Here is a 13,429-nt window from a genome sequence, read left to right as displayed (position 1 = left end):
GTTTCAACGACTTAAAATCGAGGTCTAAAAGCCTCACAGAACTGTTCGAAATCTGTGTAGAAAAGAGAGGGGATTTACAATGTTGACGAGATCTGTAGTCTCTCCGTATATATTAACCTTATTCCTCTCTTTTGTGCTTTCTATTTTATATGTTTAAATTAGTCTTTTTTATTTAAATGCTAACTTAAGCCGTATATAATTTGTTGCTAGTTCTAGCCTACTTACGAAAATCCTCGCGGATTTTCTATTCGGTTTTTATTTGCTAAATTAGGTGCTTAAACCACGCAACAAACCATATACAACAACGTTGGCAAACATATAACCGAACAATGAAATTCATCTATTTAACCATAATTTTACTTCTGACTTTTAGTTGTTCAAACGAAAAAGATATAGCCGAATTTGAAAAAGTTTTAGGAAAAGAAAACAGCGAAACTCTGACTTATCTCGTAAACGACTTTGAATCGGATTTTCTTAAAAGACAGTATCCGAATTTGGACACAAAAAGCGCTTACAAACAATTTTTGACCGAATTATCAAAAGGAGGAACTGAATATTGGAAAAAGATTTCAAAAAGCAGTAGAGAATATCTAAAAGAAAGTGATTTAAGATTGGAAATTTATAGTGTTCCTGACTCAATTTGGATTGAACGCGACCCTGAAAAACTGACTTTGAGTTTTAGCGACGTTCCAATGTTAAAAATTAAACGTAAATATTTAATGCCAGACGGAACTTTCGGCTTCAGTACTTCTGAATCTTCATTCCGACACAAAGAACCGATAGATGAGGATTCTATAATCGATTCTCGAAAAAATTGGAATGGCATTAATTATGTTGGGAGTTATACAAGAGGACTAAATTCGATTTCTAACAAATCTCGTTTTCTGACTGGATACCTCGATATGAGAGACGCTGCTGGAACAATAGACCCAATACTTATTGCTGACCGAATGTTGGAATATAAAGTTGATATAGATGACTATTTCATAAAGAGATTAATAATAACCGAAATTGTCTATTGAAAATAAAATACGATTTGCCAACACCGTGTATAATTAATTGCTTTGGCAAGTGCTTATTTGGAAAATTCCTGCGGAATATTCTATCTGTGATTTATTTGCTAAATTAGTTGCTTAACCACGCAACTAACCATACACAAAACCGTTACCATACATTTGAGAAATGACGAACACATTAAAATATTTAGGACTGATTTTAATATTATCTGTTATCGGATTTTTAATTCGAGATTACTTTTTTGACTTTCCTCTTTCCCAAATAGCCAATGAAAACACTCAAATTGTTCGCCGAAATATAAGCGGACAATTTTATTCTCATATTTTATTCGCTCTGTCAATCGGAATTATTCCTCTACTCTATTTGGTTATAAAAAAATTGACCAAACTGAATTTTATAAATCAAGGTTTAATTTCTTGCGGAATAATACTTGTTAGTGGAATTTCACTTTGGCAATTCAGAATATTTCAACTGAACAATAAATTTAAAAAACTATCTGAATTTGACCTTGGAAACGGAATTCAAACAGAACTGAATTATGACAATCTGAATTTTGGACGTTATTTATTCATTGGTTTTTTAATCGGAACAGTTTTGAGTATTTTAATATTTAAGAATAAGAACAAATCGATAACGGAATAAAAAAACGTATGGTAACACCGTATAAAAATAATGCTTAGTTTAGTGCTTAATCGAGAGTTCGTGCATTTTTGTTACATCTGATTTTCCTGCGGAAAATCCTCGCACACAAAACCGCACTATTCTTATACATAAACGTTGTAGTGCATTTGAGGAATGAACAATAAAAAACGAAATTCATACATAATCATAATCGGATTTTTACTGATATTCGGAACTATTTTCTCTTGGAATTATTCGACTTTTAGTGGACTAAAAAATAACACAGGATATACTTACGGAAAAATAGTTGCGAATTGGGAATCTGGAAAACATAAACACGATTATTCAAGATATGAATATCAAGTTAACGGAATTACATTTCAGGGAAGACAAGGAGATAATTATCCGAAAGAAAAATTGGTAGTTGTTGTTTATGACAAAGAGAATCCAAAATTTAGTATGATTGCGGAATATCCTTTGGAATTAATAAACGAACAAAACGATACATTAAAGATTGAGGAAAGATTTGTGAATTACAGTTGGTGGAATTATTTGCCAGCTGACAATATTTCTGATATATGGAAAAAATAAAAAAACGCACTACAACACCGTATAAAAATAATTGCGGTTTAGTGCTTAAACAAAGGTAGTTGCGTATTTGCTACATCTGATTTTCCTTCGGAAAATCCTCGCACGCAAACCCGCAACTATTCTTATACATAAACGTTAGGCAACATTTAGGTAAAACCCTGCAAAATAGCGAGCAAACTAATTGAAATGTACTGTTCACTCATTCTGACTTTTTAAAAACCGCTTGAAATTATAGTTTTGATGTAACAAACGGATTAAAAAATAAATTAAACCAATGAAAAACATCATACTTATTCTTTTCGGATTTTTAGCAATTCAAACTTTTGCACAAAACAAAAACTTTATTGATCAACCATTTTTAGAAACGATTGCGGAAATCGACACTTTGGTGACGCCTGACAAAATTCATTTAGTAATAATATTAAACGAAGACGACAATCGGAATCGAAAATCAACTGAGGAATTAGAGGCTTCAATGATGAGAGTGCTGAACTCATTGAAAATCGATTTAGAAAAAAATCTTTCTCTTTTGGATTATAGTAGTGACTTCAAAAAATACTTTTTAAGTGGACAAAAAATTCTGAAAACAAAAATGTATTCTCTAATTGTAAATGACGCTCAAACTGTTGGAAAAGTAATGGCAGAGTTGGAACGTGAGGAAATATCAAACGTATCTATTACAAAAACAGAATATTCTAAATCTGACCAATTATTGCTTGATTTAAAGTCGAAGGCTATTTTAAAAGCAAAACGATATGCGGAAAAAATGGTCGCACCAATAAACCAAAAAATTGGAAAAGCGATTTATATTTCTGATTTAGAAAGCGAATCAATTACAAGCCAACTACAAGGTAAAGTTGCAGGAGTTCAAATCAGAGGGTATTCAAGTATTTATGGAAGTCGTGCACAAGAAAATATCGTTATTGATTTTGAGAAAATGAAGTTTTCGACAAAAATAAAAGTAAAATTTATAATTGAATAAAAACGTTGCCTAACAGTATATATAACAAATAGGGCTATCAGTGTTTCATCGAAAGGTCTGTTTCTATTTGCAAAGCCGCCAAATCTTTTGATTTGGTATTAAAAGAGAAAAATTAAAACAAAATAAAAAGATTTGGCTTGTGGCTAAACCGAAAGTAATCGCTTATTTTCTGCCCTACTTGCCATATATTTAACGTTGCCATTCATGGCTCACTCAGATCTAAAAAATATACAAATGAGAATCAAAGTGGTTTAAAAACATATTCCTAAAAACCTTACTCAACCAACTTCTGACAATTCAAAGAGCAACTGTTGCGTGCGACTGACTTTACTCATGCGCAAAACATCTGACTTTTGACAAAGAAAACACAATGTTTTCGCGTGACTGACTTTACTCGTGCTACAAAAACTCTCGGTTTTCTATATTTAATCACATTTTTTTCATAAAACAAGTCCGACAAAAAATACCACGCATGGCAACATTGTATAAAAATAATGCTTAGTTTAGTACCTAATCAAGAGTTAATGCGCGTTTGCATGCATCTGATTTTCCTTCGGAAAATCCTCGCACTCAAACTACGCACTATTCTTATATGTAACCGTTACCTGCAAGCTGAAAGCCGATGAACATAGAGACAGCAAGATATATTTCAAATTACTACCATCGATTTTTCAACGATAAGGAAAATATCGCTCATCGACATATAAATTCATTATTTAAACTAAATGGGGAACCTGAAAGTACATCTCGATATAAAATTTATAAACGTAAAGGTTGGATAACGACTGATAAAGAAGCTCTTGAATTAATTAAAAATGGAGAAACAGAATTCTTTATAAATACAGCTAACCGAATACTAAAAGAATACAAAAGTGAAATCTTTTTAAACAATTGTCCGAATTGTAAAAAATTAGCAAGAACACCCAAAGCTAGACAATGCAGACATTGTGGAAATAAATGGTTTGAATAAAAATATGAAAGGAGAACCAAGAGGACGATTACATCAAGAATCAGAATTTGTTTTTGATGAGTTTAATGGATTAAAAATTGAACAATTGATTGTATGTGAAAATCATAAATCAGAAACTATATTAATTTATATAAAAGTTAAAAACAGAAATTGGCATCAATACTTTCTTGATGCTGGAATAGGGTTTTGGGAAAATTGGGATAATTTAGAAGATATCGAAGATGATGAACAGTTCAAATATGTAGACTCAACTGAAAAACTAAACTTGAACGGAAAACAGATTTCTAAAATCTATTGCACTAGTGATTTTAAGAATAGTAGAATTGTTATTGAATTTAAAAATAAAGAAAAGCTGATTCTAAAATGTGTGAATCCAGAGATTTTTGATTCTGAATGTGAATTAATTAAAACAACCGAATAAAGCCAGCAGGTAACAATGTGTATAATTCATTGCTAGTTATAGCCTACTTACGAAAGTCCTCGCGGACTTTCTATCTATGATTTATTTGCTAACTTTAGTGCTTAAACCCGCAACGAAATCATACACTAGACCGTTGTACACAATTTGACCAATGAGAAAAACAATTATTTATCTTTTCATTTTAACCTTTTCATTTTCATTTTCTCAAAACAAAAAAGGGGAAATATTGACTGATGGACAAGGAAATATTATAGAAAAAAAAGAGCTTATTAAAAAAGACAATTTGGAACCTAAAACACCAAATAAGATTTTGAAAGAGTTTTATTTAAATCAAAATAATTTTGAAAATTTAGACAATTTAATGAGTTTCAGGTTTTATCAGAAAACCCCATATTCAGAATTTAAAAACGCTATTGAATCAAAAAACAAAACCTGTGGCAAGTTATTAAACTATAAAATTGTTCAAACTGAATATTCGGATGACAAAAAATCTGTCAGATTAAATACTGACGTTAATTATGAAAACATGAATACAATTGAACAAATCTTGTTGATAAAAGAAACCGACAATGATAACTATGAAGTATTTGGCTATGAATTAAAAATAAAATAAAAACTGTGTACAACACCGTATAAAAAAAATTGCTAGTTTTAGCTAAACCAAAGTTAGTTGCTCTTTTGCTTGCTTCTGATTTTCCTTCGGAAAATCCTCGCACACAAACACGCAACTTTCCTTATACATAAACGTTGTACAACATTTGACCATATAATGAAAATCAGAGTTTTAATGACATTATTTTTAGTTTTTATAAGTTGCAAAAATGTGACTAATAAGGAAACTGAACAAGTCCAAATAGTTGTTGATTCAACTGGTTTGAAAATTGAAACGGTCGAAAAAAATTCTGGAAATTTAAGACTGACTTCTTTTCTTGAAAATCCGATTGACTTACAAGATTTTAAGTCAAAGAAAAAACAGTCCTTAAGTACTGTAATGAATGGAAAAGAATATTATTTGAATCCAAAGATTAATGATTCAATACTATATTTATATTCATTTTTACCAAATGTCCCTTTTCAAAGCAAAATTGAACAACTCGAAATTGTTGTTTTTAAATTCGGGAAAAACAAGCATTCTTGGGAAGATAATACAGAAATTTTGATTGAACTTAATGTTAAAGCTCAAGATATTAATTTAGGAAAAGCTAATCTTGTCGGACTTTCAAAAACTGAATTAGAATCTGAATTTGGAACTGAATATCTGACTTTTGACAATGCAATTGTCTATTCGAATAAAAACAGAGTTTTGATAGTTGAGTTTAGCGACTCAAAAATCAAATCCTACAATTATATAAAGTTAAATACCGAGAAAATCGACAAAGATTTAATCGGACAAATAATAAAATAAAAAACGTTGTACAACATTGTATAAAAATAATGCGTAAGTTTATTCCTAAACCTAAAGATAGTGCTTGTTTGCTTGCATCTGATTTTCCTTCGGAAAATCCTCGCACTCAAACTACGCACTATTCTTATACGTAACCGTTACCCAACATTTGGGAAACATTGAGAAAACGAAAAATTATAGGAATATATCTATTGTCATTTATCATTTTGACAGCAATACTGATTTTCTCATCAGAACCTTTATTGAACATATTTGCTTCTGAAATTCATAACGTTGGAATGTGGCTGAATTTAATAATTTATGGAACAATTGGAATTTTGATTTTGACAGTTGTTTCGTGTCTGATTTTTATAAAACGAAATAATTAATGTTCTGGAAAAGGAAAAAAAATAAATCATCGGAATTTAAATGCTCTGAATGCGGACAAGTCCATTCCGAATGGCCAGCATTAGCTTTTAAATCACCAGCGAATTACGATTTTCTCTCTGACCAAGAAAAATCGGAACTTGGAAAGTTGAACTCTGACTTTTGCGAAATTCATTATGAAGACCAAATTGACCGATTTATTAGAGTAACACTAACTCAAAAAGTAAATGATGCTTGTGAAACTCTTGAATATGGACTTTGGGTTTCCTTAAGCGAAAAAAGCTATTCTGATTATAAAGAAAATTTCAACAATCCGAAATACGAAACTGGATTTTTCGGTTGGTTATGTAGCAATATCGCTGAATATGGAGATACGTCTTCAATTCCTTGCGATGTAATGACAAAAAGTGGAAATGACAGACCTGAAATTTTTCCTCACGAAGATTTTGACCATCCTTTTGTTAGAGATTATTACAACGGAATTTCAAAAGCGGAAGCTGAAAATAGAATAAACGAAATGATAAAAAACGTTGGGTAACAACGTATATAATCCATTGCTAGTACTAGCCTACTTACGAAAATCCTCGCGGATTTTCTATTCGGTTTTTATTTGCTAAATTAGTTGCTTACACACGCAACGTATCATATACAAAACCGTTAGCAACAATAATGAGAAACCAAATGCAGAATATTAAATCAATCATTTTATTAATAATTGTAGGAACATTTAGTTCTTGCCAATTTAACCAATCAGTAAATACGGATTTAACAACTGGTGCATATTCCAGAGGTGATGGAATTGGAATTGATGATATTATAATAGAAATTAACGGAGAAGCTGACAATAGAAATGAATTTGTCTTTGGCGAAAAAGTAAATCTTGTATTTAATAATGTTTCTGGATTAACCAATTCAGACGGAAAAACATTTCCGGAACTTTCAATGCATATTGTAAAAAATGAGAAAGATACTGTCCTCACTAATCCGAACTTACTCAAAAGTTTAAATAACGGAACTGACCTTTCACCACTTCAATTACAAGCTAATTTCAGAACTGCTTTACCTAATCAGAACAATGAAAAATATAAGGTGTTTATTGAAATTACAGATAAAAAAGGAGATGGAAAGTTTAATTACGAATTACCTTTTACAATAAAAGAAAACGACTTATTAGACATAAAAAGTAACGGAATTGAATACTCAACAATCTATTTGTGGAATGAAACATTAAAACAACCCGCTTTTTACAATAATGTTAGTTCTGAACATTTATTTATCCTAATTCTTAATGATATACAAGGTTTAGAATTAACTGATGAAAAGGTTTTTCCAATTTTCTCACTTGACTTAACAGATAATGATGGGAATAAAATCCTCTCTAATCCAAATCTTTTGAGTGCTTATGAGGAAGCAGGAGTAAATCCAAAAGATTTAAAAAGTCAATTAACAGCTAAACTTACTTTCACCGAAGGAAAGATAAATAACCCTTGCAGATTGAATGTAAAACTAAAAGATAAAAATTCATCAAAGGAAATTAATATCTCGACTGAATTAAATATAAATTAAAGTTGCTAACACCGTATAAAAATAATTGCGCTTTAGTGCTTAATCAAAGGTCGTTGCGTGTTTGTAACGTCTGAATTTCCTTCGGAAATTCCTCGCATACAAACCCGCAACTATCCTTATACATAAACGTTGTAACACATTTGACCAAAACTTAATGGAGAAAATAAGATTTAAAGAAAAAACATTCGAATACGCCCTAATTGGATATATAATTCTACTGTTATGTTGGAATTTTTACGGACTGACAAGCGGAACTTTTAAAGCGCTTCTTCCAATTGCGATACAAGGAATTTTATTGTTCTTGATTTTCTCAAAAAATAAAAATGCTAAAATCGGAATTAAAATCTGGGCGATAATATTAATATTAAGTCACGGAATTTCATTCTTGGCTAAACTTTTTAAAATTGCTTTAGGAGATGAAATTAATTTGACCGAGCTATTAAATAAAGCAGTATTTCTTACAATCGGAATTTTGATATATGTGTTTAACGAAAAATATGTGGAAATTTCAAAGGAATGAATAAAAAGAATTTAAAAGTAGTAAGACTTTACATTATAAGTTTAATCTGTATTGTCTGTTATTTTTTATTGGAGAATTCTACCATCATATCTGAACTCGTTGAAAAGTCAAATAAACTTCGATATAGTGGATTTGTTACATTTTTGCTAACAGGATTATTGAAATTTGGATTATTAGTAGTCGGAATAGGAATTATTATAATTCTGACTTTCCTATTAATCAAAAAAAGAATAAAAAACGATTGAAATAATAAAAACGTGTTACAACATTGTATATAAAAAATTGCTATTTTGTGCTTAACCAATGTGAGTTGCTTTGTTTGATTGCATCTGATTTTCCTTCGGAAAATCCTCGCACTCAAACACGCAACATTTCATATACGTAACCGTTGTAAAACATTATGAGAAACATCCGTAATCTTAATATTATTCTTTTCATTTTATCATTTGCAACAGGTTTTTCTCAAAGCAATTTGCTAATTCCTCAAAATGGAATTGAAGATATTTCTATAAGAATTGACACAACTGATATTTCAGCAGTTGAGAAACTTTACGGAAATGAATTTGAATTGAACGCAAACCAATCATATACAAGATATACCTATCCAAAAATTGGTTTAGCTTTTCAATATGAAAGTGATGATAAAAATAAAATTATTCGTTCAATATTTTTAAAAAGCCCTTTTCAAGCTAAATTAAAAAATGGAATTGAGTTGAATAAATCTTCAATGAAGGATGTTTTCGAAAAGTATTCTGATAAAGGTTGTTTTACTTCTGAAACATATGCTTGGCACTCGCAAAAAGGTATTTCATTTTTCATCAAAAAGGATAGCACCAAAAAAGGATACAATACTGATAATAAAGTATATAAAATAGAAATTCACAATAAAAACAAATTTGGAATGACTTCTCAAGTCAATTTTGAGTTTGATAAAGAACGAAAAGAAGAAAGAATACAAGAAATGGTTAATATTTTAAACGATGACGATTTCACCTTTGAAAAATTTGATGATTTTTGGGGAATTCAAAAAAAGAATGACACCAAACCTTTTCCTTTAAAAAAACAAGAGAATTTTAAAAGAGAACTTGAATTCGATATAGCTCAGCTTAATAGTGAAATAAGAATTTATGGTAGTGTTTTTGAACTTAATATTCTAAAGTGTAATAATGATTTAGTTTATTTAAAACTAACGTCGGAGAATGAGATTTTAGTTGAAAGGTATTCTGACAAACAAATTGATATATTACTTAATAAACATCAGAACAAAACAAGTATTCCAATCGATATAAAAAGTGCTATTGATTTTCCTTCTGACACTTTTGTTTACGGAACATTCTGTGGATTTGCAGGAATGCCACCTACTGAATCGCAAACTATGATTGATTTAGTAAATGAAGGGAAATATTATAAGCTTGCAAGACGATTGAACTCAATGAACCCTGAAATTGCAACTTATGGATATATTGGACTTGACTTTTTAAGAAAAAAAGGAATGGAAATAAAACCACCTGAATTATTAAAAATGGCAGAATTGAGCAAATCAAATATTCAATTAAATACTTGTCAAGGTTGTGTTTTTGGAGTTACAGAAACAATTAAAGATGTATTGTCAGAAGATAATTTGAAAGTTATATATTCGGCTTATCGAGAAAGCGGATTGCTAAAATAACGTTTTACAACAACGTGTATAAAACATAGCTAATAAAGGCTTTCTGAGAGGTTTGTGCTTGTTTACAAAGACCGCCAAATTTTTAAATTTGGCTTTTAAAAAGAGAAAAATTAAAAACAAAATATAAAAATTCGGCTCTGTGTTAATCCGAAAAGTTAGTGTCTTTTTGCACGCTACGTTTCATACACAAGACCGTTAGCAAACATTTAAAGAAAACCGTGAAATACATTAATATTCTCATATTATTATTAATATTTAGTTGTTCGAATAACAAAACCAAATCGAATGACGAAAAGAATGTTATCCCGAATATTGACACGTTGAGATATTCCTACAACGGATTTAATAACGGTTTAAAACTTGATTTGCTAAGCAACGGAACTTTTATAAACGAAGATTACTTATTCGGTTGTACTGGTGGTGGAGAAAGGAAAAAAGTTTTCGGAACTTATAAAATGGATAGCGTAAACCTAAAATTAATTCCTAATAAGGTAGAGTTTACCGAATATCCTATGGATATGGAATCAAAACCAATAACAACTAATGTTAATTACGGAATTGACTCGCTTAAAATTAAAACTGAATTTCAAATCGTTAGTTGGGAAAATAAAAAATACCTTCTTTCAGATTTCTATGATTTTGGTTGGAGTTTAGACAAAGAAAACGATTACATAAGATTTGCAGATTATCTTAATTCTGGATTGGAACCTAAATCGAGTGGAAGATATTTAGCAACTGAAATAAAAGATACTATAAAAACAGAATTTGATTTAAAACAAATACCTGAAAAATGGCAAAGTTATTTTCTAAAAGAACCTGTTTCAGCCAAAATCAGAAAAATTAAAAAAATAACTGACCCAAAAGATATAGAAAACATTTCTTGGATAATAGAGTTAGATAAAGGAAAAAAAGACCGAATGAATAACCGACTAACATTAGAAACTAAAGATGGAGATTTTTTTATTGAGGTAGATTCAGTTTTGACTAACAGAAGTTTCGGTAAATATTATATGCCAGATTTTACAACAGAAAAATATCCAATTGGAACTGAATTAAGAACAAAGTGGGAATAAAAACGATTTGCTAACACCGTATATAATTTATTGCTAGTTATAGCTTACTTACGAAAATCCTCGCGGATTTTCTATTCGGTTTTTATTTGTTAACTTAGTTGCTTAACCACGCAACAAACCATATACAAACACGTTAGCATTTATTTGAAAAAATCAACATAATTTGAAAGAAGAAATTAAAAATGCAACTAGAAAAACATTTCTTGAACTCTCTGAGTATTTATCAGGTGAGCAGATTTATTATTTTGTATTAACAACTACTGGCGAATTACTTTCACCTGGTCATTCAGTTTGGACAGAGAAATTATTGGATAAAGTAACAAAAAATCAAATTAAACCGAATGAAAATTATAATGATTTAAAATCTGACTTAAAATGGTCGTATGCAGATTCACCACTTTTTTATTACGGAAAAAAACACTTTAACCTTGTTGAGAATATATTCTTAAAATGTCCGAATTTATTTGATTTAACCGAGAAAGAATATATAAAAGAATTTGACAATCGCATAAACGCAATGACTAACGCTTTAATCGAATTAGATAGAGAAGGAATATTTGGGATAGAAGACAAACGAAAAAGAATTATGATTAATGTTGAAATAAATCCTTGTGATGAATCAAATATTGAAAGAGCAAAGAAATTAAATCCAAATGGTGGAATTGTTGAAGAATGGTTAAGTGAATTTAAAGAATAAAAACAAATGCTAACAATGTATAACCGCAATTACGGCGGATTCGACTACGTCCGAATCCACTCGGAATTGCTAAAGTCAGTGCCAAACCGAATATTAACGCATATTAACCCGTAACTGACGGTTATACGAGACCGTTGGCATTCATAGCTCACTCTGCTCTAAAAAAGAATTAAACCGATCTTAAAAGTGTTTTAAAAAGATTGTGCAACTTGACTTTTAACAAATCAAAACGCAAAGTTTACGTACGACTGACATCACTCTTGCGCGAAATATTCGGACTTTTTACAAACACAACGCAACTGTTACGAACGACTGACTTTACTCATGCTCTATAAATTCTGACCTTTGACAAATACAACGCAACTGTCACGAACGACTGACTTAAAACGTGCTCAACTTTGTGGTTTAAAACTAAAAACTTTACCTACAAAAAAACTACGCATGCCAACATTGTATAAAAATAATGCTTAGTTTAGTGCTTAATCAAGAGTAAAGGCTCGTTTACTTGCTTATGATTTTCCTTCGGAAAATCCAAGCACACAAACTACGCACTATTCTTATACGTAACCGTTGGCATTCATAAAAAAACATCTATAAATGAAAAAACACTATTCCCTTTTTGCTTTAACCTTTTTATTGATAATATCTTGCTCAAAATCTGACAATCCATCTTTAGAAAACAGACAAGAATTATTTTTATCAAAAATCGAATCTGTCGTTAAAAACAATACTTTAGAAATTACAGATACCTTTAACTTTGTTTATGACGAAGACAATTATCTAATTCGATATGATTATCAAGCCTCAAATATGTTTAATTACTCTAAAACTCTTACTTACTCTAATGGACAGTTAGCAACATTAGATGACTTTACTATTTCAATAGATAACGATTTGATTACTCTAACTTCTGACAATAGTAAACAAGAATACTATGTTGAGAACAATAAAATAATACAATATAAATGGTATCATTTTGAACAGAGTTCTTCATCCTATTTTCTATATGTAACAACTAACCTGACTTTTGATAATAATTTTCAAAATGTTATTAAAACAGAACACTTTAATTCAAAAGGAGAGCTAATCCAATATTCAAATTTCGAATACGACGATAAAAATAATCCATTTTCAAACTTTATTAATATCTTTAACTTAAGTGTAAACATTATAGGAACTGCTTTTAACAGCAAAAATAATATTACTCGTGTAGAAGTTTTCGAATTATCAGGTTTCGGCGGTTTCGGAATTCCTTCGATTGGGACTTATAGCTACACATACAATAACTCAAATTACCCCAAAAGTTTAGATTACAACTTCAACGGGTTTAACGCAAAAAGTAATTATATATACAAATAATAACGAATGCCAACAAAGTACTGTGCTAAAAAACAAGTAAAATCTTATTAATTTTTCACTAGCGTACTTTTATATTCCTTGTCAAATATTAAACCCGATTTTGCGATAGCAAAAGCTTGTTTTAGTAACTTATTACATACCGCTATTAATGCTAATTTTTTACTCTTTCCTT

15 protein-coding genes and 1 pseudogene are annotated in these 13,429 nt (G+C 30.1%); 15 read left to right on the top strand and 1 reads right to left on the bottom strand.

What is annotated here, in order from left to right; all coding sequences use genetic code 11:
- The first annotated feature begins 329 nt into the window (after positions 1–329).
- From DFQ06_RS00975 to DFQ06_RS00905, 15 genes are all read left to right on the top strand, one after another.
- Positions 330–1,022: a hypothetical protein gene (locus DFQ06_RS00975; RefSeq protein WP_133965532.1), complete on the top strand. Its 693-nt coding sequence runs from the start codon at positions 330–332 to the stop codon at positions 1,020–1,022.
- A 160-nt stretch (positions 1,023–1,182) separates the two neighbouring features.
- Entirely contained in the window at positions 1,183–1,659 is a 477-nt protein-coding gene (locus tag DFQ06_RS00970) for a hypothetical protein (protein ID WP_133965530.1), read from the top strand.
- A 153-nt stretch (positions 1,660–1,812) separates the two neighbouring features.
- Positions 1,813–2,229, top strand: a complete 417-nt coding sequence (locus DFQ06_RS00965) for a DUF3592 domain-containing protein (protein WP_133965528.1) — start codon at positions 1,813–1,815, stop codon at positions 2,227–2,229.
- Between the two features lie 274 nt (positions 2,230–2,503).
- On the top strand, positions 2,504–3,211 hold the full coding sequence (locus tag DFQ06_RS00960; RefSeq protein WP_133965526.1) for an SIMPL domain-containing protein: 708 nt from the start codon (positions 2,504–2,506) through the stop codon (positions 3,209–3,211).
- 622 nt (positions 3,212–3,833) lie between these two features.
- The gene (locus DFQ06_RS00955; protein WP_133965524.1) at positions 3,834–4,181 is read left to right on the top strand and encodes a hypothetical protein; all 348 of its coding nucleotides are present in this window, start codon (positions 3,834–3,836) and stop codon (positions 4,179–4,181) included.
- Positions 4,182–4,185: 4 nt separating this feature from the next.
- Positions 4,186–4,602, top strand: coding sequence for a hypothetical protein (locus DFQ06_RS00950; protein WP_133965522.1), 417 nt, complete (start codon positions 4,186–4,188; stop codon positions 4,600–4,602).
- A 151-nt stretch (positions 4,603–4,753) separates the two neighbouring features.
- Positions 4,754–5,215 carry a hypothetical protein gene (locus DFQ06_RS19305; protein WP_159140123.1) on the top strand — a complete coding sequence of 154 codons (462 nt, stop codon included), beginning with the start codon at positions 4,754–4,756 and terminating at the stop codon, positions 5,213–5,215.
- A gap of 174 nt (positions 5,216–5,389) precedes the next feature.
- Entirely contained in the window at positions 5,390–6,007 is a 618-nt protein-coding gene (locus DFQ06_RS00945) for a hypothetical protein (RefSeq protein ID WP_133965520.1), read from the top strand.
- A gap of 367 nt (positions 6,008–6,374) precedes the next feature.
- Positions 6,375–6,911 carry a DUF2199 domain-containing protein gene (locus DFQ06_RS00940; RefSeq protein WP_133965518.1) on the top strand — a complete coding sequence of 179 codons (537 nt, stop codon included), beginning with the start codon at positions 6,375–6,377 and terminating at the stop codon, positions 6,909–6,911.
- A gap of 143 nt (positions 6,912–7,054) precedes the next feature.
- A complete protein-coding gene (locus tag DFQ06_RS00935; protein WP_133965534.1) occupies positions 7,055–7,939 on the top strand; it encodes a hypothetical protein in 885 nt (294 codons plus the stop codon).
- Positions 7,940–8,093: 154 nt separating this feature from the next.
- Complete coding sequence (locus DFQ06_RS00930) at positions 8,094–8,459, top strand: hypothetical protein (protein ID WP_133965516.1); 366 nt, start codon at positions 8,094–8,096, stop codon at positions 8,457–8,459.
- 400 nt (positions 8,460–8,859) lie between these two features.
- Positions 8,860–10,128 (top strand): hypothetical protein, encoded by a 1,269-nt coding sequence (locus DFQ06_RS00920; protein ID WP_133965512.1) that lies wholly within the window; start codon positions 8,860–8,862, stop codon positions 10,126–10,128.
- Between the two features lie 218 nt (positions 10,129–10,346).
- On the top strand, positions 10,347–11,201 hold the full coding sequence (locus DFQ06_RS00915) for a hypothetical protein (RefSeq protein WP_133965510.1): 855 nt from the start codon (positions 10,347–10,349) through the stop codon (positions 11,199–11,201).
- A 163-nt stretch (positions 11,202–11,364) separates the two neighbouring features.
- A complete protein-coding gene (locus tag DFQ06_RS00910; protein WP_133965508.1) occupies positions 11,365–11,898 on the top strand; it encodes a DUF4303 domain-containing protein in 534 nt (177 codons plus the stop codon).
- Between the two features lie 597 nt (positions 11,899–12,495).
- Complete coding sequence (locus DFQ06_RS00905; protein WP_133965506.1) at positions 12,496–13,257, top strand: hypothetical protein; 762 nt, start codon at positions 12,496–12,498, stop codon at positions 13,255–13,257.
- Between the two features lie 47 nt (positions 13,258–13,304).
- On the opposite strand, the pseudogene DFQ06_RS19505 reads toward DFQ06_RS00905, so the two are convergent.
- Positions 13,305–13,429 (bottom strand): annotated as a pseudogene (locus tag DFQ06_RS19505) (IS110 family transposase); the annotation flags it as partial.

Source organism: Algibacter lectus, assembly GCF_004368925.1.
GTDB lineage: Bacteria > Bacteroidota > Bacteroidia > Flavobacteriales > Flavobacteriaceae > Algibacter > Algibacter lectus.
Note: the sequence above shows the minus strand (reverse complement) of the source record. Positions and strands in the feature narration are given on the sequence as shown.